This is a genomic window from Saccharopolyspora antiqui (assembly GCF_052246905.1).
Taxonomy (GTDB): domain Bacteria; phylum Actinomycetota; class Actinomycetes; order Mycobacteriales; family Pseudonocardiaceae; genus Saccharopolyspora.
This window is the reverse complement of the sequence record NZ_JBQQBO010000034.1, coordinates 56,507-78,571: the sequence shown is the minus strand read 5'-3', so window position 1 is coordinate 78,571 and position 22,065 is coordinate 56,507. Positions and strand designations below refer to the sequence as shown.

The window sequence follows — 22,065 nt, the reverse complement described above, 5'->3', positions numbered from 1 at the left end:
GCCGAAGGCGCCGTGGGCAGCGCCGCCGAACAACTCATCACCGAAGGCAAGATCGACTGGGGCGAAGTCGGCACCGGCGCCATGTCCGGCGGCGTCACCGGCGCCGGAATGGGCGCCGGAGGCGAAGCAGTCGCCAACATGCGCACCGACGTCCCCGACAACCTCGGAGCATCCGTCGCAGGCGACGGTGGCGGCGACTCCGGCGGCTCGGGCTCCAGCGGCTCCGGGTCCAGCGGCGGTTCCGATTCCGGTTCGTCTGGGGGCGACTCCGGCTCCGCTGGGGGCTCGTCCTCCAGCAGCAGCGCCGACTCGGGTTCATCTTCCGGGGGTTCATCTTCCGGGGACTCGTCGTCCGGGGGCGCCTCTTCCGGCAGTGGCTCCGACTCCGGGCCGTCGGGGGGCGACTCCGGCTCGTCCACGACCAGCAGCTCCGATTCTCGTTCTTCAGCGGGTGATTCGGGCTCCTCCTCCGGGGGCGGCTCCGACGCGTCCTCCAGCAGCAGCGCGGATTCCCGCCCGTCGGGCGACTCGGGTTCGTCTTCCGGGGGCTCCTCCTCCGGGAGCGGTTCCGACTCCCGCCCGTCCGCAGGCGATTCCGACTCGTCCTCCGGTGGCGGCAGTTCGTCGCGGCCGGAGACGATGTCCGCGTACTCATCTTCATCCGACTCGCCGGGCTCGCCCAACGGCTCGGGATCAGGTCCGTCCCATGTGGACTCCTCCGGTTCGTCGCAGTCGTCGGGCGACGGAGCTGGCTCGGGTGCATCGGGACGCAGCTCCGTCGCGAGCGACCCCGGGCCAGCCGACTCCGGCAGCTCCGGCAACGGTTCCTCCGGCAGCGCCAGCCATGTCCCGTCCGGCGGCGGCAGCGCCGATGCGCCCGCTTCTGGTGGTGGCGGTCATGCGCCGTCCGGCGGCGGAGCGTCCGATCCTTCTTCCGGCAGCGGAGCATCCGGCGGCGCAGGTGGCGGCGCAGGTGGCGGCGCAGGTGGCGGCGGAGCGTCCGGTGGCGGGATGCCGCACGGTGGCGCGGGCGGTGGCGGCGGTGTGCCGCACAGCGGAGGCGGCGGGATGCCGAACTCCGGTGCGGGCGCGGACCGTTCCCCGGACACCCCGGCCAGCACCACGGCAGCATCCAATGTGGACGCTCCGGCGGCAACCGCCGCGCCGGGCACGGCTGGGCCGATGCCCACGTCCAACGTGCCGCGCCCCGACCAGTCCACCGCCGCTGGTGGTGGCGGCGCCATGGGCGGTGGGATGGCTGGCGGCATGGCCGGTGCGGGTGGCGCGGCGCCTGCCGGTGGCGGTGCAGGCCGCCCCGGCGGAGGCGGCGGTTGGACCGGTACTTCGGGCTCCCCTGGCGCGGCCGGTCGCCCGATGGGCGGCGACGGCGGCGGGCGTCCTGGCACACCGGGCACTCCTGGCACACCGGGCGGGCCGTCGCGGCCAGACGGCGGTCGCCCCGGTGGCCCGGACGGATCTCGGCCACCGGAACGGCCCACCAGCGCGGCAGCGCGCGGACCAGCACCGCAAGGCGCGCCGCCGCGACCCTTCGGTGGCCCGGACGGCCCCGGCAACTCGGGTGTGCCGCACCAGCGCACACCGGATGGTCCGCCGATGCGCCCGCACGACTCGACCCCACCAGGACCACCCCGGCCCGGCCCGATGCACCAGCGCCCCGACGGCGCAATGCCGCGGCCGGACGGCCCGCCGCAGCGACCCGACGCGACCACCGGGCGTCCCGGCGGGCCACCGCCACGGCCCGACGCAGCGCCACCGCGCCCCGACGGTCCTTTCGGACGGCCGGATGGACCTCCACCGCGCCCGGACACCGCAGCGCCCCGGCCCGACGGGACGACACAACCTGGCGGGCCCCAGCGACCAGACGGAACCGCACGGCCTGACGGGACGACGAGACCGGATGGCACGACGCGCCCTGGCGCGGATCAGCGGCCGAGTGGCCAGCCGACACCGGATCGTTCTGGCACGCGGCCGGACGGCTCCGGCCCGGACGGCCGTCGCGATCCGCAGGGTTCGCGGCCGGACGGTTCGGACCCGACGTCGCCGCGGGACTCCGCGCCCGACCACCGTCCCGATGCCGACACCGCGGATTCCGACCCGCGCCACCACCAGGACGGCGACGCGGACCCTGGAACTCCGGAACGCCAGCAACAAATCGACGACGCCGCAGCCCAACGCGACACCACACCAGGCGGCTCGTCCTTCCACACCGACCCCAACATGCGGGACCTCGCACAGCGGGTGCCGGACGACGGCGTGCACCACACCGTCGACGTGCACGCGCTGCCCGACGGCCGAGTCCGCGTCGGCGACCACACCTTCAGCCCGAAGGAACTCGCCGACATGCTCCGCAACGACCCCAACTGGAACGGCCAACCAATCCGCCTGCTGTCCTGCGACGCGGGTACCAGCGGCTTGGCCCGCGACCTGTCCAACGAACTCGGCGTCCCGGTCACCGCACCACGCGGCCTCGCCTGGACCGACGGCAACGGCCGCGTCTTCGCCAGCGACATAGGCCCCGACGGCCGCCCCGGCTGGCCCCCCAACAGCGGTTGGGACACCCACAACCCGGACGGCACATCGACCCCCGCCAGCAGCGACGGCTTCCACCCGTCCCACGACGGCCAAGACCCGGGCGCCCAGCCCGACGACGCCGAAGCCCGGGGTTACCCGCCGCGCGGTGATGAGCTCGACATCGAAACGCCCGGGCATCCGGACTTCAAGGACAAGATCGAGGACCGCATCCAGGACCCCGACTACCGCAACCGCTACTACAACGGCCCGGACGCCAACGGAGTGTGGCGGCGTCGGGACATCTACCAGGCGGATGCGGCCGGGGACCAACTCCCTGCCATTCGGGAGAACAACGGCCGGTTCGAGGTCACGCAGGACGGTTCGCCGAGTCCGGCTGAGAACGATCCCGCGACGAGCGATCAACATGACGATGTCGCGGACTCGAAGTCGGACGAGCAGCCCGGCGAAGAGCCGTCCAACGACGACCAGAATGCCTCCGACGACGAAGCAGCTGGCGATCAGACCGATGAGGATCCGACGCAGTACAAGCCGCCGGCCGCCGATGAACCGTCGAACAACCCGATCGACTTCTCCGAAATCCCGGAAACAGATCCCGGAGCACCTCCAGCATTTTCGGAGAGCGGCCCTTCGGACCGGACTCGGGGCGCACTCGTGGAGACCTTGCCGAGAGATCGGGTCATTCGCAACGACGATGAGCTCATCACTCACGTCAAGGACAACAATGGGAATTTTGTTCCCGTTCGGGACTACGTCCAGAACCTTTCACAGGAACGATCGGAAGCGATCGCGCAAGGCACCCACAAAAAAGACGGACCTTGCTCGGCCGTCGCAATCGACCTCCGCACCGGGATGATCACCGAAGGTGTGAATGGGCGTCCGAACGACTTGTTGACGGCCGAAAACCTCCACCCGCTTCTCCGCGAGAACCTGGAGTCCCTCGGCGCTTGGCAGTATCCGGTGATGGAATCCGAGACCACGGTCGCCAAGGACCGAGATGGCAACGACGCCGTGTTCGACGGAAAACCGCACTTCGACAAGCCGCTGAGGCATGCCGAGGTGAAGGCCACCAACGAACTGCTCTGGGCACGCGAGAGGAGCGGAGAGCCGGTAACCAGGGCCACCCTCGACGAGTTGCGCATCGATCCGCGCTGGATCAAGAACGGCGGCAACATGTCCATCGGCAACGAGGCAGCGGCGTGCGCGAACTGCGACACCCTGCTCCGCGGGGTGCCCAGCTACACCGGACGCTTCTCCTTCAACCCGTCTGACTACCGCTACACTGACAGCAAGCATTCAATTGAGAATGACAGCGGCCTGCGAACCGACGGTGAGGGATCCGGTGAATGAAATGCGCGTCAACAGAGCGGAAACCTCGATGGACGATCGCATGATCACTTCGTACCAGGGAAGGCCCTTCACTGGCGAGATCGTCGACTTTGACCCCAATGGGACCATGATCGAGCTGACGACCTACGCAGACGGAATCGAACACGGCCCGCAGGTCGAGTGGTTTCCCGACGGGACCAAACAATTGGAAGGGCAGTGCGATCACGGGCAGGCCGTTGGCGAATGGCGCGAATGGCATCCGACCGGGCAGCTCGCCAGGTATGACGAATTCAACGATCTCGGGGATCTGCTGAAGCGCAAGCGCTGGGACGAATCGGGCGAGTTGCTCGAAGACTACAGCGGCAAGGCACCCCGAAAGAGCAGCGAACCGCAGTAGGCGCCGCGCCGGGGCGGGATCCAAGGGCGAACGTCGGCGTTCAAACCGATCGACGGCCCAGGTGGTCCGCCGCCCGGGTCGTCTCCGGTAGGCGGTACTTCGGCGCGAGGCGGAGGACGAGGTCGCAGGCGTCGTCGAGGGTGAACCGGTGGCCCACCGACACGAACACCGGCTTCACCCTCGCCTGGGTGCGCAGGGCTCGGCCGACGACGTCGTCGTCCATGCGGAGCGGGGACCACGCGCCCCGCTGTTCGCCCGGGGGATCGTAGCGGCCCATCGCCGTCTTGCCGACGCCGATGCTGGGCAGATCGGTGAGCACCCCCAGGTGGCAGGCCAGGCCGAAGCGGCGCGGGTGGGCCAGGCCTTGGCCGTCGCAGACCAGGACGTCCGGTTCGACCGACAGCTCCGCCAGCGCCGTCAGCAGCGACGGTGCTTCGCGGAACGCGAACAGGCCTGGGACGTAGGGGAACTCCGCTTTCCCGCGCACCACCGAACTGTCCACAACGGACAGCGTCGCGACGTCGAGAACCGTCACCGCGGCAACCAGCTCGTCCGAATCATCCCGGTACGCGACGTCCAGCCCCGCCGCCGTGCGCACCTCGGCGGGCGCACCGTCGAAGCGCACCAACGGGCGCAGTCGCTCCTGGATCGCAACTGCTTCGGCCTCCGTCGAAGGCCACGGGTGCAGGTCGTGGACGCGAATCACGTACCCGATCGTAGGACAGGTGAAGGGCACCTTTTACCAAGTTACTTGGCGAAAGGTGCCCTTCACTCGTCCACCAATCAGTCGTACTGGGGCGACTCGGTGCGGGTGCGCTTGAGTTCGAAGAAGTACGGGAAGCGCGCCAGCGCCAGCGCGCCGTCGAACATCTGCGCCGCCTCCTCGCCGCGCGGGATGCGGGTGATCACCGGCCCGAAGAACGCCACGCCGTCGACGTGGATGGTCGGGGTGCCGACCTCGTCGCCGACCGGGTCCATGCCCGCGTGGTGGCTGGCCCGCAGCTCCGCGTCGTACTCCGTGCTCTCCGCCGCTTCGGCAAGCGTTGCGGGCAGGCCCGCCTCGGCCAGCGATTCGCTGATCACCTGCTCGAAGTCCTTGTTGCCCTGGTTGTGCAGCCGGGTGCCCATCGCCGTGTAGAGCGGCTCCAGGACCTCCTCGCCGTGGTGCTTGGCGGCGGCGATGGCCACCCGCACCGGACCCCACGCCTTGGTCATCAGTTCCAGGTACTGTTCGGGCAGGTCGCGGCCTTCGTTCAGCACCGCCAGGCTCATCACCCGGAAGTGCAGGTCGATGTCGCGGACCTTGGCGACCTCCAGGATCCAGCGCGAGGACACCCATGCGAATGGGCACGCCGGGTCGAAGTAGAAGTCGACCCTCGGTCGGGCAGCGGTGCTCATCAAGCCTCCAGTAGTTGCGCGACACCCACGACCGGTCGGCAGGCTCGGGCGCGGCGCGCGAAGTTTCCGCCCATGACGCCTCCGGTGTTCGAAAAGTCCGATCGCGGGCGCGTTCGGGCACGCGCCGTCATGGGTACCAACCCCGGTAGAGCCCATTGTCTTCCCATCGACCCGACACGCCGACGACGAAGCCGGACCTGCCCGGCGGCGCGCCCGCACACGGACGTGATTTGATGCCTTGCGCCAGGTGCCCGCCCGGTCCCTGGCCCGACCAGTCCCCGACGAACAACGAGGTGATCCGTGGCCCCGCCGAACCTCACCCGCGACCAGGCCGAGCAGCGTGCGGCGTTGCTGGAGGTCCAGTCGTACGTGATCGAACTGGATCTCTCCGCCGGCGCGGGTGGGCCGGACGTCGAGACGTTCGGTTCAACCACCACGGTGCGGTTCCGCAGCAACCAGGCGGGTGCCGACAGCTGGATCGACCTGGTGGCCGACCGGGTGCACAGCGCCGTGCTCAACGGCGTCGAACTGGACGTCTCCGACTACGACGAGTCCACCGGCATCCAGCTGCCGGACCTGGCCGTCGACAACGAACTGGTGGTGCGCGCCGACTGCGCGTACACCAACACCGGCGAGGGCCTGCACCGCTTCATCGACCCGGTGGACGGCGGCGTGTACCTCTACAGCCAGTTCGAGACCGCCGACGCCAAGCGGATGTTCACCTGCTTCGACCAACCCGACCTGAAGGCCACCTACCGGCTCACCGTGGATGCGCCCGGCGACTGGAAGGTCATCTCCAACGCCACCGCCGAGATCACCGCCCGACCGGACGGCGGCAACCGGCACGCCTTCGTCACCAGCGAGCGGATGTCGACCTACCTGGTCGCGCTGGTGGCCGGGCCGTACGCCGAGTGGCGCGATGTCTTCCCCGGCGAGGACGGGCAGGGCGAGATCCCGCTGGGCATCTACTGCCGCGCTTCGCTGGCCGAGCACCTGGACGCGGACCGGCTGTTCACCGAGACCAAGCAGGGCTTCAGCTTCTACCACCGGGCGTTCGGCGTTGCGTACCCGTTCGGCAAGTACGACCAGTGCTTCGTGCCGGAGTTCAACGCCGGGGCGATGGAGAACGCCGGCTGCGTGACCTTCCTGGAGGACTACGTCTTCCGGTCGAAGGTCACCAGCTACCTCTACGAGCGGCGCTGCGAGACGGTGCTGCACGAGATGGCGCACATGTGGTTCGGCGACCTGGTGACCATGCGCTGGTGGGACGACCTGTGGCTCAACGAGTCGTTCGCCACCTGGGCGAGCGTGCTCGCGCAGGTAGGCGGCACCCAGTACGACCACGCCTGGACGACGTTCGCCAGCGTGGAGAAGTCCTGGGCGTACCGGCAGGACCAGCTGCCCTCCACCCACCCGGTGGCCGCCGACATCCAGGACCTGCAGGCCGTGGAGGTCAACTTCGACGGCATCACCTACGCCAAGGGCGCCTCGGTGCTCAAGCAGCTGGTGGCGTACGTGGGTCTGGAGAACTTCCTGGCCGGGCTGCGGATCTACTTCAACCGGCACGCCTGGGACAACGCCACCCTCAACGACCTGCTGCGGGCGCTGGAGGAGGCCTCCGGCCGCGACCTGTCGTGGTGGAGCGAGCAGTGGCTGGAGACCACCGGCCTGAACATGCTGCGGCCCCGGTTCAGCACTGACGACGACGGCCGGTTCACCTCGTTCTCGGTGGTGCAGAACGGGGCCCGGCCCGGGGCGGGCGAGCTGCGCACGCACCGGCTGGCGATCGGCATCTACGACGACGAGGGCGGCAAGCTGGTGCGCAAGCACCGCGTCGAACTCGACGTGACCGGCGAGCGCACCGAGGTGCCCGACCTGATCGGCGTGCACCGCGGCAAGCTGGTCCTAGTCAACGACGACGATCTGACCTACTGCTCGCTGCGCTTCGACGCCGATTCGCTGGCCACGCTGATCGACCGGATCGGCGACATCGCGGAGTCGCTGCCGCGCGCGCTGTGCTGGTCCACCGCCTGGGAGATGACTCGCGAGGCGGAGCTCAAGGCGCGCGACTTCGTGACCCTGGTGCTGGGCGCTTCCGCCGACGGCGGAATCGGCGCCGAAAGCCAGATCGGCGTGGTGCAGCGGGTGTTGCTGCAAACCCAGACCGCACTCGCGTCCTATGTGGACCCGTCGTGGCAGGCCGAGGGCTGGCGGCGGTTCACCGGTCGGCTGTTCGAGCTCGCGCGCGGCGCCGAGCCCGGTTCGGACCACCAGCTCGCGTTCGTCAACTCGCTGGCCGGTTCGGTGCTCGCCGACGACCAGGTCACCGAGCTGCGCGGCTGGCTGGACGGCTCAGCGCCGCTGGCCGGGCTGGCCGTCGACACCGACCTGCGTTGGCAGCTGCTGCAGGCGCTGGTCGCGCACGGTGCGGCTGGCGAGTCCGAGATCGACGCCGAGCTGGCGAAGGACCAGACCGCGACCGGCCGCCGCCGCGCGGAGCGGGCGCGGGCGCTGATCCCGACCCCGGAGTCCAAGGAGAAGGCCTGGCAGCGGGCGGTGCACGACGACCAGCTGCCGAACGCGGTCAGCGACGCGATCATCGCGGGCTTCCAGCACCCGGCGCAGCGTGAACTGCTCGTGCCGTACGTGCGGCGCTACTTCGAGGAGATCGACGAGGTCTGGCAGCGCCGCTCCAGCGAGCGGGCCCAGCCGACGGTGATCGGGCTGTTCCCGTCGTGGGCGGTCGCCGACGACACGGTGGCCGCGGCGGACTCCTGGTTGGCCGACGAGCACGCCTCGGCGCTGCACCGCTTGGTCTCCGAAGGCCGCGCGGGCATCGTGCGCGCACTCGCAGCACGCGAGTTCGACCGCTCCTGACCCGGAAGAGTGCGAGGTGAAGGGCACCTTTGACCGACTATGCCGGTCGAAGGTGCCCTTCACCCTTGGCGAAACACCCCGTGAACACGTTTCGTGCCTGGTCGAGCACAGCGCGTAAGCTGCTTGTGATCTGTGCGGCGTGAGGGGTGGGAGCGTCGATGCCTCAGTTGATCTCGTCGATCGCCCAGCTGTTGTGGCCGTTGATCGCCCTGATGGCGATCTTCGTGTTCCGACGCGCCATCGGACGCGTGCTGCGCACCGCTGAGAAGCGGGAGCTGGAGTTCGAGATCGGCGGCCAGCGGCTGACCATGCACGAGCTCAACGACCAGCAGAACGAGATGATCCAGGACCTGCAGCGGCAGCTGAGCCTGCTCAGCAGGCAGCTGGAGGAGCGCGACCGGATCGGCGCCACCGCGCTGGAGACCGCGAAACTGGTTCCGGCGCCCGCGCTGCCCGAAGTGCCCGACATCTCCGGTGACGGCGAGGGCGAACTGCCGCCGGTGCAGGCGCCGGTGGGCCCGGAGCCGTCCGCGGTGCTGTGGGTCGCGGAGAAGCCGGAGGCGCACGCGATCTTGGCGGAGCAGCTCCGGGACAACGGCGTGCGGGTCACCATGGTGTCGACCACCGACGAAGCGTTGGCGGAGCTCTCGCAGCGCCCGTACCGGCTGATCGTGGAGGACATGGGGCGCAAGGAGAACGGCCGGTGGCGTCCCGACGCGGGGCTAGCGCTGCTGGGCGAACTCCGCGACTTGGGCGTGGACACGCCGGTGATCGTGTTCAGCACCCAGCGGGCGCAGCAGCAGTACGGCGAACAGGCGCGGCAGTCCGGTGCGGTCGGCACGACGTCGTCGGCCTACGAGATGTTCCAGAACTTCCAGAGCTTCGGCCTGCTGTGATCAGTCGTGAGCGGGCGCTCCGGCGCTTACCGGAATTTCCACTCACGACCCCGACAGCGACTGCTCAGTGATGGGTGCGGGATTCCTGGTAGCTGTTCCCGGCGGCATCGGCGAGCATCCGCAGGGCGCCGACGAGGCCCTCGATCAGCTCGCCTTCCTTGAAGGACGCCACCATGCTCATCGCGGCCAGCTGGCAGCTGCGGTCCGGGATCCGGCGGTACGCCTCGTCACCGGTGATGAGCTCGAACTTCCGCTGACCGGGCGAAACCGCGATCAGCACGCCCTCGGCGGCCCGCGCGCCGAGGTTGGCGTGCAACTCCTCGGCCTGCTTGCGGGTGTCCTCGCCGAGGTCGCCGAGGTAGACCGCGAATTCGAGCCCGGTGCTGCGGCTGGACAGCGTCAGCGCCTCGTCGAGCCGAGCGAGCTGGCCGGGGCTGAACGGCAACCGGGGCCGGTCCGGCTCGACGCGCCGGGCGATGGACAGCCGACCGGTGGCCATCATCGCCTCTCCGACGCTGAGCTCTTGCGCGTCCGCGGCGGACCGCCCTGCGATCTCACCAGTTGCCACGTGCGCCTCCCCGAGCGGTGCTGGGCCGCGCATCGTCCGGCGCAGCCTCCGAGTCCACGTCTGCGATCGGTGCGGCGGTGTTCACACCCGCCGGGTTGGCCACCCAGAACACCGGCGCGAAATCCCACTCCTGTCCCGCGCGGTAACGCGGGCGGGTAAGCCTGGGCCACATCGCGATGAGCACGATCAGGCCGTAGATGGCCGCTGGGATCACCGCCAAGACGAGCACAGTCTCCACGACAGTCACGGGAGTACGGTATCCGATGACTTCTCCGTGGTGTGCCGCGACCTCGGCGGCGCACGATCGGTACTGGTGACCGACATCCGGAGTCGGGTCGACACGTCACGTGCGAGTGGTTCGATGCGGGGGCTTGGTGCGCCTCGACGTGGTTCTTGCTGGTGAGAGCCGGTCAAAAACCCCAGGGAACTACGCACGGTTACTAGTCAAGTGTGTCTTATCTCACCTAAAGTAACTCGTTCAGAGTAGCTGTTGCGACCGAATGGAGTCCAACCAGACGGTTGCAATACGCGGCGACTTGGCGGCTTGTTCCGGGGCCTTCCTGATCATAGTTTTTCACCTGTATGGGTCTTGCATATTTGATCACATGCGTTCAAAGCAGTTATTGAATGCGGGAGGCACACAATGTCGATCATCGAAACCGCCACTCAGAGCAGCGCCCTCACTCTTCCGGCCACTCACCGACCACTGCTTGAACACGGGGTCCGGATCAGCGGCCGGGAAAGCGGCGTGCGCATCAGCAGCGAGCGCGGCGTGCGGATCAGCGGACGCGAACAGGGCGTCCGGATCTCCAGCGGCGTGCGGATCAGCCGCGGTGTCCGGATCAGCGGCCAGCGGGGTGTGCGGATCAGCGGTCGACAGGGCGTCCGCGTCAGCGGTCGTCAAGGCGTGCGGATCAGCGGCCAGCGGGGTGTCCGCATCAGCGGCCAGCAGGGCGTCCGGATCAGCGCGCAGCGCGGTGTGCGCATCAGCGGTCGTCAAGGCGTCCGCATCAGCGGGCAGCGGGGTGTGCGGATCAGCTGATCGGCCGGGCAGCGACGACGCTGCCGACCGACGCACCCCACGGCAGTTCTCCACCACCCGGACCGAACCCTCAGGCTGCGGGCTCACCGAGGTACGGCAGCCACAACGGGTCCGTTTCGGACAGTCCCGCCAGCAGCCGCCAGTGCCGCCCGCGCGGCGCGAGCGGTGCCACCGGTAGGCGCCAGCCCAGTTCGCTCAGCGTCTTGTCGGCCTTGCGGTGGTTGCACTTGGTGCAGCTGGCGACGCAGTTCTCCCACGTGTGCGGGCCGCCGCGACTGCGCGGCACGACATGATCTATCGTTTCGGCGCGAGAACCGCAGTACACGCACCGGTAGTTGTCCCGCAGCATCAGCGCCGCCCGGGTCAACGGCACCCGGCCCCGGTACGGCACTCGCACGAAGTTGCTCAGCCTGATCACAGACGGGACCTCGACGCTGGCAGTAGCCGAATGCAGCACCATGCCCGCCGAGTCGCCGTGCACCACCTCGGCCTTGCCGCAGACGATCAACACGATCGCCCGACGCAGCGGGAGCGCGGTCAGCGGCTCGAACGTGGTGTTGAGCAGCAGGACCCGCCGCTTGCGCCAGGACGGAGCGTGACCGGGAGGCCGATCGACCTCCGCACGGCTTGGTGGGCACAACGACGCCCGCGACGCTAGGCCGGTGGCCTTCAGCGCCGGTTGTCGGGTCGGTTGTCGGTCGGGCACGCGACCACCTCCACCGGTGTCGGGCATAGTCGAACACACAACCCCGCCCGAAGGCACGTGTGATTCAACACGCCAAGCCGAGAATAGAGTGCGCTCCGTAGCGGCCCACTGCGGGGCCGGTGGTGACACCTCGGACCACACCTCGCTCGGTCACAACCACCAACCCGGCGACGCAGGTCATCCATTCCCGATCGCGCACCGGTGAATCAATAATGATCATTCCGGGTGAATCGTGTCGGGTTCGCCGAGGACGAACACTTCAAGATCACCGAACGGCCGTGCGAGGCACGTATCGTCGCGGAGGTGACCGACGTTCAAGCCGCGCACCTGGACTACCCCGGCGCCGACCGCGACGACATCGTCGAAGACCTGCACGGCCACCAGGTGGCCGACCCCTACCGATGGCTGGAGGACCCGGCCGATCCGCGCACCGAGGCGTGGTCGGCCGCGCAGGACGAGCTGGCCCGCACCTGGCTCGACGCGCTGCCCGGTCGGGACGCTGCCGCGCAGCGCATGCAGTCGCTGCTGTCGGCCGGTTCGGTGTCAGCCCCGGCTTGGCGCGCTGGACGGGCGTTCTTCACCCGCCGCGAGCCCGGCCAGGAATTCCCGGTGCTGCACGTGCGCGAACCCGACGGCACCGAGCGGGTTTTGCTGGACCCGGCCCAGCTGGATCCGTCTGGACTGACCACGCTGGACACCTGGTCGCCGAGCCTGGAGGGCGATCGGCTGGCCTACCAGATCTCCGTCGGCGGCGATGAGGAGTCGCTGCTGCACGTGATGGACGTCGCCACCGGCGAGATCATCGAGGGCCCGATCGACCGGTGCCGCTACTCGGCGATCTCCTGGCTGCCCGGCGGCACCGAGTACTTCTACGTCCGTCGGCTCGCCCCGGAACTGGTGCCCGAAGGCGAGCAGCAGTTCCACCGCCGCGTGTGGCGGCACCGGGTGGGCGCCGACCCCGACCAGGACCTGCTGGTGCACGGCGAGGGCCTGGACCACACCTACTACTACGGCACCAGGGTGTCGCGGGACGGTCGCTGGCTGGTGGTCGAGGGCAGCCCGGGTACCGCCCGGCGCGACTCGGTGTGGATCGCCGACCTCGCCGAGGACGGTGCGGTGCCGAACCTGCGGCAGGTCGTGGACACCTCCGACGGCTACCGGGTCGGTGCCTGGGTGGAGCGCGACGGTCGGCTGTACGTGCTGACCACGTTGGACGCGCCGCGCTGGCGGCTGTGCGTGGCCGACCCGGCCCGGCCGGAACCGGCGAACTGGACCGAGTTGATCGGCGAGGAGCCCGATTCGGTGCTGGAGGCGGTGCGCTGGTTCGACTCCGGCGACGATGATCCGGAGCTGGTCGTGCTGCGGACCCGGCACGCGGTGTCCGAGGTGACGCTGCACGATCCCGCCACCGGGCGGCAGACCGCCGAGGTGCCGCTGCCCGGCACCGGCCAGGTCACCGCGCTGAACGTGGTGGACGAGGCAACCGACCGCGACCGGGACCGGCTCTGGATCGGCTGGACCGACTTCGCCACCCCGCCCTGCGTGCACGCCTACTCCCGCGACACCGGGCAGACCACTGTGGACCGGCAGGCGCCGGGCACCGCCGAACTGCCCGCGGTGCACACCCAGCAGGTCACCTACCGCTCGCTGGACGGCACCCCGGTGCGGATGTTCCTGCTGAGCCAGGCGGCCGAACCGGACCGCCCGCGGTCGGTGTTCATGACCGGCTACGGCGGTTTCTCGCTGTCCCGCGAGCCCGGCTACACACCGTCCGCGCTGGCGTGGGTCGCCGCCGGTGGTGTCTGGGCGCTTCCGTCGCTGCGCGGTGGCGGCGAGGAGGGCGAGCAGTGGCACCTCGCGGGCATGCGCGAGCAGAAGCAGCACACCTTCGACGACTTCCACGCCGCCGCCCAGTACCTGATCGACGAGGGCTGGACGACTTCCGACCAGTTGGCGATCTCCGGTGGTTCCAACGGTGGTCTGCTGGTCGGCGCGGCGCTGACGCAGCGCCCGGAGCTCTACCGGGCGGTGGTGTGCTCGGCGCCGCTGCTGGACATGGTCCGCTACGAGCAGTTCCTGCTGGGTCGCACCTGGAACGACGAGTACGGCACCGCCGACGATCCCGAAGAGCTCGGCTGGCTGCTGTCCTACTCGCCGTACCACCACGTGACCGAGCAGACCGACTACCCGTCGGTGCTGTTCACCGTCTTCGAGTCGGACTCCCGGGTTGATCCGAATCACGCCCGCAAGATGTGCGCGGCGTTGCAGCACGCCACCAGCTCTGACCCGGCCAAACGGCCGGTTCTGCTGCGCCGGGAGACCGAGGTCGGGCATGGCGCGCGCTCGGTTTCCCGTACTGTGGGGCTGGCGACCGACCAGCTCGCCTTCCTCGCGGAGGCCACCGGACTCGCCCTGGACTGAGCCCCGAACTCGGTCCCGGCAGTCGGCTGTTCGAAGTCTCGTGCACGGCGGGGTGTGCACGATGCTCAGTTGGCCGGTTGTCCGACCCGTGATGCTGACCGAACCCATCACGGGCCATGAACGACAGCATGGAGAACCCCCGACCCATGAATCTGCCGCTGCTGACCCAACCGAGCTGTGCCCGCGAAGCGGGCTGGTGCAACACGATCTACGAGTGGACCGGCAACAACTGGCTCGCCTCCTATGCCGAACTGCTCATCGCCAAGCCGCTGAACATCGTGCTGATCGTGCTCGTCGCGTTCCTCCTGCGCTGGCTGGTGCACCGCACGATCAACCGCCTGACGCGGGGCAACGGAAAACCCCCGAAGCTGTTGCAGCCGCTGCGGGAACGCCGAACGGACGCGCTGACCGCGGAACTGCTGTCCGAGCGCCGCATCCAGCGGGCGCGCACGATCGGCTCGGTGCTGAAGTCGCTGGCCTCGTTCGTGCTCTTCGGCCTGGCCGTGATCTACATCCTGCAGGTGCTCAACATCCAGGTCGCGCCGGTGCTGGCATCGGCCGGGGTGCTGGGCGTGGCCGTCGCCTTCGGTGCGCAGAACCTGGTCCGGGACTTCCTGTCCGGCATGTTCATGCTGGTCGAGGACCAGTACGGGGTCGGTGACGTGGTCGACCTCGGCGAGGCGAGCGGAACCGTCGAGGCCGTGGGCCTGCGGGTCACCACGCTGCGCGACATCAACGGCACCGTCTGGTACGTCCGCAACGGCGAGATCCTGCGGGTGGGCAACTCCAGCCAGGGCTTCGCGGTCGCGGTGGTGGACTTCCCGATCTCGCACAACAGCAACGTGCAGAAGGCCATCGAGGTCGCCACCCAGGTCGCCACCGACGCGGCGGCCAGGGAACCGCTGTCCAAGGACGTGCTCGACCCGCCGGAGATGCTGGGCGTGGACCAGATCACCTCGGACACCATCACGCTGCGGGTGACCACCAAGGTCCGGCCCGGTCGGCAGTGGGCGGTGCAGCGGCGACTGCGCGCCGAGATCAAACGCGCCTACGACGACGAGGCCATCGAGCCGCCGTACCCGTACGGCCGCCCGCTGGCGAGCAGCCCGCTGCCACCTGCCAGCCCCACCACCTAGCAGCCCCACCATCGAACAGCCCCACCATCGAACAACCGGTGCAGATCTGACTGCGGTTGTGTGGCATTCGTCCAACATCACGGCCACCAGGTCGCCTGCCCCTGAGAGGATGGAGTCGTGACTTCCGTGGAGACCTTCTACCACCAGGTCGGCGGCGAGGCGACCTTCCATCGCATCGTGGCGCGGTTCTACGAGGAGGTGGCCAAGGACGAACTGCTGCGGCCGCTTTACCCGGAGGAGGACCTGGGCCCTGCCGAGGAGCGGCTGCGGCTGTTCCTGATCCAGTACTGGGGCGGCCCGCACACCTACTCCGACCGGCGCGGCCACCCGCGGCTGCGGATGCGGCACGCACCGTTCAAGATCGGTCCGGCCGAGCGGGACGCGTGGCTGCGCTGCATGCGGGTCGCGGTCGACGAGGTCGACCTCGATCCGCAACACCGCGCTCAGCTGTGGCAGTACCTGGAGATGGCGGCCGACAGCATGGTCAACTCCTGGTTCTGAGCGGTTGCCGCTGGCAACCCCGAACCCCAAGCGAAGGACCTGATGATGCGGCGGGTGGACGCGCAAACAGGCCACGGCCGACGGCCGTGGTGGTGGGACGCGGTGTGCTACCAGGTCGACGTCGGTTCCTTCGCCGACGGCAACGGCGACGGAATCGGTGATCTCGACGGGCTGCGCACTCGGCTCGGCTACCTGGAACTGCTCGGGGTCGACGCGATCGTGCTGGCCGGCGTCGCCGGGGTGGACCCGGTGGCGGAGCCGTTTCGCGGGCTGCTGGCCGAGGCGCACGAGGCCGGGATTCGGTTGATGCTCGCGCTGGATGTGGATCCGGCGCGCAGCGACCCCAGAGCGGTGCTCGTGCCCTGGCTGGAACACGGGGTGGACGGCTTCCTCCTGGCGCCGCGCAGCGATCCGGCCAACGCGATCGGTGCCGCGCTTGCGGGCTATCCGGATCGCGTGGTGATCGGCATCGGTGCGGGTGACTGGCACCTGTCGTTCAACCTCGACCTGGCGATCGCCGGTTTCCAGGCCGAATCGGTCCGCAAGGCGATCACCGACGTCCTCGCCGCCCCCACCTCCCGCCCGGCGTGGGCGATGGCCAGCCGCGACACCGAACTCAGCCGGGACGACGCCGCGCTGACCCCGGTCCGTGCGATGGCACTGGTGCAGTTGGCGCTGCCCGGCGCGGTGTGCCTCCGGCACGGCGAGGAGCTGGGGTTGCCCGGCGCCCAGCGGGTGCGGATGCCGTGGGAGGGCGACCGGCCGCCGTTCGGGTTCTCCACCGCCGAAGCGGATTGGACGTCGATTCCGGCGGACTGGGCCGCTTTCACCGTCGAGGCGCAGTTGGAGGACGAGAAGTCGACCCTGTCGCTGTACCGGCACGCGCTGGAGACGCGGAGCACGCACCCGGCGTTCACCGGCGACGACGTCGAGTGGTTCGGTGCGCCAGCGGAGTGCTTCGCGTTCCGGCGCACGGGCAGCAACCTGGTCTGCGCGTTGAACACCTCGGCGGCGCCGGTGCCGGTGCCGCCGGGCGAGGTGCTGCTCACCTCCCGGCCGCTGGAGTCCGGGGAGCTGCAGCCGGGCTCCGCCGCATGGCTGGTGTGAGCCCGACCTCGCCAAGATGACCTTCGGTTCGGGCGCTCGGGCGGCTATCGGTAAATTTCGGGAAAACACCACCGCCGACTCCCACTGGATGCTATGAGTGCCCGCGCGCCCGAGCTGAGCTCGCCTCGGACGGACCGCACCCGTCGACTGGTCGGCATCGACATCGCCCGGTTCTTCGCGGTGTTCGGCATGTTCTGCATCCACTTCGGAGTGCCGTTCGTGGATGGCACGCCCGAGGTCTGGGTGGCGCAGTTCGCCAGCGGGCGGTCCACAGCGCTGTTCATCCTGCTGGCCGGGGTGTCGCTGGCGATGCTGTCGGGGCGCGGCGCGCCACCGACCGGCGCCGCGCTGCGCCAGGCCCGCATCCGGATCGCGGTGCGCGCGGGGCTGTTGCTGGTGATCGGCATCGCGCTGGCGAAGGCCACCGACGCGACGGGCTTCCTGCTGACCGTGATCATCCCGTTCTACGGGCTGTACTTCCTGCTGGCGGTGCCGTTCCTGCGGCTGCGGACGCGCGGGCTGCTCATCGCCGCGGTGCTCGCAGCCGCGCTGGGGCCGCAGCTGTCGTTCCTGCTGCGGACCTGGATCGCCTGGGGCACCCCGCTGGGCACGTTCGTCTCCGCCGTCAACGCGGTCGATCCGGGGCACCTGATCGCCGACGCCGGGATCTTCGACCTGCTGCTGCTCGGGTTCTACCCGGCCGCGTCGTACCTGCCGCTGGTGCTGGCCGGGATGGCCGTCGGGCGGCTGGAGCTGCGCTCGACGAGGGTGCGGTGCTGGCTCGCCGGGACAGGACTGGTGCTGTCGATGGCGGGCTACCGGGTGTCGAGCTGGCTGGTGGAATCCGTCGGCGGACTGCCGCCTGGCCCCACCGAGGGCACCGTGCCGATCGAGCACCCGGCGTGGCTGCTGGCCACCACCGCGCACAGCGGCACCACGTTCGAACTGCTCGACTCCGGCGGCATCGCGCTGGTGATCCTGGCGGTGTGCCTGGAGCTCGCCGATCGGACCGGTCGGTTGCTGAAACCGCTGGCCGCGGCGGGCTCGATGGCACTGACGCTTTACGCGAGCCACGCGCTGGTGCTGTCGTGGCAGATCATCGTCGGCGGCTGGCCGCTGAGCGGCGTGCCGGATTTCCTGGCCAAACTGGCCAGCATGGGTCCGGCGCTGCCCACCGACATCCCGAACATGCCGGCGTTCCCGCGCGACGGCCACCACCCGGAGGGTTTGGTGGCGTTCGTGAACACCTACATGCCCGAGCTGTTCCTGATCTTCTCGATCCTGTTCGCCCAGCTCTGGCGGCAGTTCTTCCGCCGAGGCCCCCTGGAGGCGGCGGTCAGCGAGTCGGTGCGCTGGCTCACCGGCCAGCTGTCCGATCGCCGCTGAACTGGTAAAACGCCCGGATTCCAGATCACGTTCCGACGGGATGGGACTTTCGCCTCTTAACAGCCGCGCGATGCTGGCGTCGCGTTGACGAATGGCCGTCGCGCATCCGGAGGTGGTTCCCATGAATTTCCGGCATCGGCCCGACGACGCGTCGGACGCGGTCGAAATCCCACCGGCCCTCGGCAAGGCCATGGCGGACTACCGGGCCCTGCTCGACCAGCTGGAGGCGGGCAGCATCGACGATGCGACCTTTCGCCACCGCGCCCTGAACGTCGGGCTGATCGTCCGCGAGCACGACGCCTGGATCCTGGACCTGTCGACCGAGCGGTGGTGGCGCTACGACGGCGTCGCGCTGTCCAGCCTCCGGTTCAGCGAAGCCGAGGGCTGAGCCATGTCCGCCCCAACCGACCCGGTGGTCCTCCAGGAACGGCTCGACAGCCTCATCCGCAACACCCAGCAGCTCATCCCGATCCGGCGCGATGGGCCGCTGTCGGTGAGCCCCCTACCGGTGGCCGCGCTGCAAGACCACCTGTGCAATGTGACGAGTTGGCTCGGCCGGGTTTGGGCTTCGAAATCGCGAGACGGCGCGGCGGTGCGGCGGTGGCTGGCGAGCGAACCATTCGCTTCGCCGGTTCCGGCTCGGGTGATCCGGAAAGTGCCGCTGCGCAGGCAGTTCCGCATCTCGCTCGCGACGGCGGCACTCGGTGCCGCGGTGGCGGCGGGCAGCTACACCCTGACCGCGCCGTTCGCCGATCCGTTCCTCGGTCTGATCCCGCCTGACATCTTCAACCGGATCCCGCCGTTCGCGGAGAACACCGCTCCCCCGTCGCCGGAGACCCGAACGCCTCGGCACCGCACGTACTCGCCCGAAGCGGCAACCCCGCGTGAGCCGATCGTCGCACCGGCCCCGATCTCCTCGGCACCACCGGTCGCGCAGCCGCTACCGGCAACCGCCCCGCCAAGCACGTCGGGTGCGCCGGTCACGACATCTGCGCCGGTCACGCCGAGTTCGCCGAACACCGCCGGACCGGGCGCGGTGCTGCTCAACTCACCTTCGCTGGCCACACCGCCGACGACCGGTGGCCCCGCGCAGCGCCTGGACGGCGCCACCGGTTCGACGCCGAGTCCCGCCGAACCCCAGTCCCCCGTGCCAACACCCACGACTACCGCACCATCGGAAACCTCGGACGACCCCACCGCGGTGCCCACCACACCGCCGCGTACCAGCACGCCGCCGCAGACGACGCCATCACAGGCCAGCACACCGCCGCAGGCGACCACATCCAGGCAGACCGCCAGGCCACCACAAATCACCGCACCCCCGCAGAGCACCGCAGCAGAGCCGACCGCCCGATCCCCGCAGACCAACACACCCCGCCAGGCCACCGGCCCACCACAGAGCACCGGACCCCCGCGGAGCACTGGACCCCCGCGGAGCACCGGCCCACCACAGAGCAGCAGGCAGCCACAGATCAATACGCCCCGCCAGGTCACCGAACCAGAACAGAACACCAACCCCCCGCAGAACACCAGACAACCGCAGACCAACACCCCCCGACAGACCACCGAACCACGGCAAAACACCAGGCCCCCACAGAACACCGCGCCCCCGCAGAACACCAGACAGCCACAGGACACCGGACAGCCACAAATCAACACGCCCCGCCAGGTCACCGAACCAGAACAGAACACCAACCCCCCGCAGAACACCAGGCAACCTCAGACCAACACCCCCCGACAGACCACCGAACCACGGCAAAACACCAGGCCCCCGCAAAGCACCGCGCCCCCGCAGAACACCAGACAGCCACAGACCAACACATCCCGCGAGGCCACCGAATCACCGGAGAGCACCGGGCAACCAGAAATCACCGCGCCCCGGCAGAGCACCACGCAGCCGCAGATCAGCGGACAATCGCAGGTCACGAGGTCACCGCAGAACGCCACGCCGACCTATCAGCAGCAGCCGACCCCGTACACGAGCAGGCCAAGAACGACACCGACGCCCCAGCAACGGACTTCGACGCAGACCGACCCCACCGGGACGACGGCGCGAAACGCACCCAGCACGCCAACCGACCAAACGACCGGCGACACGACCACCGACAACGCACCAACCGGCAACACGAGTCGTGGGTGGTAGCAGGTCTTCAGGCTGCGGTACGGCATCCGGGCGATTTCGCGCGAAATCGCCGTCCCTTCCCCACGGGATACGGCGATTTCACGCGAAATCGGCAATTCTCCCGCCCGCAGCGGCGCGCGGAACGAGTTCAGGGGCGGGTATCGAGGATCCGGAATCACCAATCACGAAGCTCAACGGATGCGACGACAGAGCTCCGACTAATCCACTGTGGATCCTCTCTTGCGGCTGCGGGATCCTTGGCCGGTAGCAGGGACTTCCAGCGTCACCAGAGGGTGGGGTGCGGTTCTGGTGGGCCGCCCAGTTCGTATCGCAGGGAGAGCGGGGCGCTGCCGTCGATGTCGGTGACACCGAGTCGCGCACCCAGCTCGGCGCCGATCACGGCTCGGCCCGAATAGTGCATGAGATCGTCCGCCGCGTAGAGGGCCGCGATCACCCGTCCGGTGAACTGCGGAGATTCCCGCCGGGCCGTCGGCCTGGATTCGGGTGGCAGGGAATCGATGTACGCACGCGCGCGCTCGGTGTCGAGCCCGCCCATCCAGATGGAGACGGCAGCGACGTTGTGCGGCCGCAGCTCCTTCGCCATGTCGGCCGCCAGCTTGTCCGCTCCTGCCTTCTGCGCCCCGTAGGCGGGGCTGTGGAAGTAGGCAACCGCGCCGTAGTGCCCGGTGTTGACGATCAACCCGCGACCATTCGCGATCAGCAGTGGCGCGGCGTGGAAGCTGGCGACGTAGTGCGAGCGCAGACCGACGTTGATCAGGTCGGCTGCTTCGAGGGGCTTCTCCCAGAACCCGCCGGGCAGCACCGGGCTCACCTTGGCGGCGTTGTTGACCAGGACGTCGAGCCGACCGTGATCACGTCGCACCTGGTCGAACAGCTCGGCTACCGCTTCGTCGTCGCCGTGGTCGACCGCGACGGGAATGCCCTTGCCGCCAGCTTCGTCGATGAGCGCCGCCGTCTCCGCGATCGTCCCGCCGTGCGGCGAGTCGGTCGGCTGCTGGCTGCGTCCGGTCACGTAGACCGTCGCACCGGATTCACCGAGCGCGATGGCGATGCCCTTGCCCGCTCCCCGACTGGCACCGGTGACCACGGCTACCGGAGTCGGGCCGCCGCTGCCTGTCGTCACGGCTGGCCTCCAAATGGTGTTAGATGAAAATCGAACAGCGCCCAGTGTACGATCGCTGTCGAACAATCCGAGTTGGAGGGTGGCATGGCCGAGCCAATCGGGCGTCGTGCCCGGAACCTGGTCCACGCCGACCCGGCCGAAGTGACGCTGCAGCAAGCGCTCGACGCGCTCGCCGATCCGGTGCGCCGCTCGATCCTGCGCGAACTCGCGGACGAACCCGACTTCACCCGCGCCTGCGGCACATTCGACCTGCCGGTGTCCAAGGCCACCGCCAGCCACCACTTCGCCGTGCTGCGCGCTTCGGGCCTGCTGGAACAGGTGGACCGCGGGCCGCGCCGGTTCAACCGGCTCCGACGAGCCGAGTTCGACGCGCGATTCCCCGGACTGCTGGCACTGGTACTGGCGGAACGCACGCACTCGTCATGAGTGCGGAAAAGCACTGGAACGAACCGCACCTAGCCGCGCTACAAGGTGATGAGGAACGG

21 protein-coding genes and 1 pseudogene are annotated in these 22,065 nt (G+C 69.3%); 12 read left to right on the top strand and 10 right to left on the bottom strand.

Annotation, left to right across the window (positions count from 1 at the left end):
- Positions 1 to 821 (bottom strand): annotated as a pseudogene (locus ACTWQN_RS34665) (hypothetical protein); the annotation flags it as partial.
- Between the two features lie 75 nt (positions 822 to 896).
- Positions 897 to 1,244, bottom strand: coding sequence for a hypothetical protein (locus tag ACTWQN_RS34660; protein WP_443207884.1), 348 nt, complete (start codon positions 1,242 to 1,244; stop codon positions 897 to 899).
- On the opposite strand from ACTWQN_RS34660, the gene ACTWQN_RS38080 reads away from it, so the two are divergent.
- Positions 1,183 to 3,900: a DUF8616 domain-containing protein gene (locus ACTWQN_RS38080; protein WP_504230373.1), complete on the top strand. Its 2,718-nt coding sequence runs from the start codon at positions 1,183 to 1,185 to the stop codon at positions 3,898 to 3,900. The genes ACTWQN_RS34660 and ACTWQN_RS38080 overlap by 62 nt on opposite strands.
- A gap of 28 nt (positions 3,901 to 3,928) precedes the next feature.
- Positions 3,929 to 4,276 carry a toxin-antitoxin system YwqK family antitoxin gene (locus tag ACTWQN_RS34650; RefSeq protein ID WP_443207882.1) on the top strand — a complete coding sequence of 116 codons (348 nt, stop codon included), beginning with the start codon at positions 3,929 to 3,931 and terminating at the stop codon, positions 4,274 to 4,276.
- A 40-nt stretch (positions 4,277 to 4,316) separates the two neighbouring features.
- Here ACTWQN_RS34650 and nfi read toward each other — a convergent pair whose 3' ends face one another.
- Positions 4,317 to 4,979 carry a deoxyribonuclease V gene (nfi, locus tag ACTWQN_RS34645; RefSeq protein ID WP_443207887.1) on the bottom strand — a complete coding sequence of 221 codons (663 nt, stop codon included), beginning with the start codon at positions 4,977 to 4,979 and terminating at the stop codon, positions 4,317 to 4,319.
- An 80-nt stretch (positions 4,980 to 5,059) separates the two neighbouring features.
- Entirely contained in the window at positions 5,060 to 5,674 is a 615-nt protein-coding gene (locus ACTWQN_RS34640) for a mycothiol-dependent nitroreductase Rv2466c family protein (protein ID WP_443207881.1), read from the bottom strand.
- A gap of 300 nt (positions 5,675 to 5,974) precedes the next feature.
- On the opposite strand from ACTWQN_RS34640, the gene pepN reads away from it, so the two are divergent.
- Both pepN and ACTWQN_RS34630 read left to right on the top strand, forming a co-directional pair.
- Positions 5,975 to 8,551, top strand: a complete 2,577-nt coding sequence (gene pepN / locus ACTWQN_RS34635) for an aminopeptidase N (RefSeq protein ID WP_443207880.1) — start codon at positions 5,975 to 5,977, stop codon at positions 8,549 to 8,551.
- A 158-nt stretch (positions 8,552 to 8,709) separates the two neighbouring features.
- On the top strand, positions 8,710 to 9,447 hold the full coding sequence (locus ACTWQN_RS34630) for a response regulator (protein WP_443207879.1): 738 nt from the start codon (positions 8,710 to 8,712) through the stop codon (positions 9,445 to 9,447).
- Positions 9,448 to 9,511: 64 nt separating this feature from the next.
- Here the strand turns inward: ACTWQN_RS34630 and ACTWQN_RS34625 are convergent, their stop codons facing one another.
- Positions 9,512 to 10,015 (bottom strand): DUF5130 family protein, encoded by a 504-nt coding sequence (locus ACTWQN_RS34625; protein WP_443207878.1) that lies wholly within the window; start codon positions 10,013 to 10,015, stop codon positions 9,512 to 9,514.
- Positions 10,002 to 10,262 carry an aa3-type cytochrome oxidase subunit CtaJ gene (gene ctaJ / locus ACTWQN_RS34620; protein WP_443207877.1) on the bottom strand — a complete coding sequence of 87 codons (261 nt, stop codon included), beginning with the start codon at positions 10,260 to 10,262 and terminating at the stop codon, positions 10,002 to 10,004. Before ctaJ ends, ACTWQN_RS34625 begins: the two co-directional genes overlap by 14 nt.
- A 501-nt stretch (positions 10,263 to 10,763) precedes the next feature.
- Between ctaJ and ACTWQN_RS34615 the strand changes: the two genes are divergently transcribed.
- The gene (locus ACTWQN_RS34615) at positions 10,764 to 11,057 is read left to right on the top strand and encodes a right-handed parallel beta-helix repeat-containing protein (protein WP_443207876.1); all 294 of its coding nucleotides are present in this window, start codon (positions 10,764 to 10,766) and stop codon (positions 11,055 to 11,057) included.
- A 70-nt stretch (positions 11,058 to 11,127) separates the two neighbouring features.
- On the opposite strand, the gene ACTWQN_RS34610 is transcribed toward ACTWQN_RS34615, so the two are convergent.
- Complete coding sequence (locus ACTWQN_RS34610) at positions 11,128 to 11,763, bottom strand: HNH endonuclease (protein WP_443207875.1); 636 nt, start codon at positions 11,761 to 11,763, stop codon at positions 11,128 to 11,130.
- Positions 11,764 to 11,988: 225 nt separating this feature from the next.
- Between ACTWQN_RS34610 and ACTWQN_RS34605 the strand changes: the two genes are divergently transcribed.
- From ACTWQN_RS34605 to ACTWQN_RS34580, 6 genes are all read left to right on the top strand, one after another.
- The gene (locus tag ACTWQN_RS34605) at positions 11,989 to 14,184 is read left to right on the top strand and encodes a prolyl oligopeptidase family serine peptidase (protein ID WP_443207874.1); all 2,196 of its coding nucleotides are present in this window, start codon (positions 11,989 to 11,991) and stop codon (positions 14,182 to 14,184) included.
- A 146-nt stretch (positions 14,185 to 14,330) separates the two neighbouring features.
- Positions 14,331 to 15,320: a mechanosensitive ion channel family protein gene (locus ACTWQN_RS34600; RefSeq protein ID WP_443207873.1), complete on the top strand. Its 990-nt coding sequence runs from the start codon at positions 14,331 to 14,333 to the stop codon at positions 15,318 to 15,320.
- Positions 15,321 to 15,437: 117 nt separating this feature from the next.
- Entirely contained in the window at positions 15,438 to 15,821 is a 384-nt protein-coding gene (locus tag ACTWQN_RS34595) for a globin (protein WP_443207872.1), read from the top strand.
- 45 nt (positions 15,822 to 15,866) lie between these two features.
- Positions 15,867 to 16,928 carry an alpha-amylase family glycosyl hydrolase gene (locus tag ACTWQN_RS34590; protein ID WP_443207886.1) on the top strand — a complete coding sequence of 354 codons (1,062 nt, stop codon included), beginning with the start codon at positions 15,867 to 15,869 and terminating at the stop codon, positions 16,926 to 16,928.
- A gap of 93 nt (positions 16,929 to 17,021) precedes the next feature.
- Complete coding sequence (locus tag ACTWQN_RS34585; protein ID WP_443207871.1) at positions 17,022 to 18,314, top strand: heparan-alpha-glucosaminide N-acetyltransferase domain-containing protein; 1,293 nt, start codon at positions 17,022 to 17,024, stop codon at positions 18,312 to 18,314.
- A 121-nt stretch (positions 18,315 to 18,435) separates the two neighbouring features.
- On the top strand, positions 18,436 to 18,702 hold the full coding sequence (locus tag ACTWQN_RS34580) for a hypothetical protein (protein ID WP_443207870.1): 267 nt from the start codon (positions 18,436 to 18,438) through the stop codon (positions 18,700 to 18,702).
- A 338-nt stretch (positions 18,703 to 19,040) separates the two neighbouring features.
- Here the strand turns inward: ACTWQN_RS34580 and ACTWQN_RS34575 are convergent, their stop codons facing one another.
- From ACTWQN_RS34575 to ACTWQN_RS34565, 3 genes are all read right to left on the bottom strand, one after another.
- On the bottom strand, positions 19,041 to 19,700 hold the full coding sequence (locus ACTWQN_RS34575) for a hypothetical protein (RefSeq protein WP_443207869.1): 660 nt from the start codon (positions 19,698 to 19,700) through the stop codon (positions 19,041 to 19,043).
- Positions 19,701 to 20,270: 570 nt separating this feature from the next.
- Positions 20,271 to 20,615 (bottom strand): hypothetical protein, encoded by a 345-nt coding sequence (locus tag ACTWQN_RS34570; RefSeq protein ID WP_443207868.1) that lies wholly within the window; start codon positions 20,613 to 20,615, stop codon positions 20,271 to 20,273.
- Positions 20,616 to 20,719: 104 nt separating this feature from the next.
- Entirely contained in the window at positions 20,720 to 21,580 is an 861-nt protein-coding gene (locus ACTWQN_RS34565; RefSeq protein WP_443207867.1) for an SDR family NAD(P)-dependent oxidoreductase, read from the bottom strand.
- An 84-nt stretch (positions 21,581 to 21,664) separates the two neighbouring features.
- Between ACTWQN_RS34565 and ACTWQN_RS34560 the strand changes: the two genes are divergently transcribed.
- Positions 21,665 to 22,006 carry an ArsR/SmtB family transcription factor gene (locus tag ACTWQN_RS34560; protein WP_443207866.1) on the top strand — a complete coding sequence of 114 codons (342 nt, stop codon included), beginning with the start codon at positions 21,665 to 21,667 and terminating at the stop codon, positions 22,004 to 22,006.
- Positions 22,007 to 22,065: the final 59 nt, after the last annotated feature.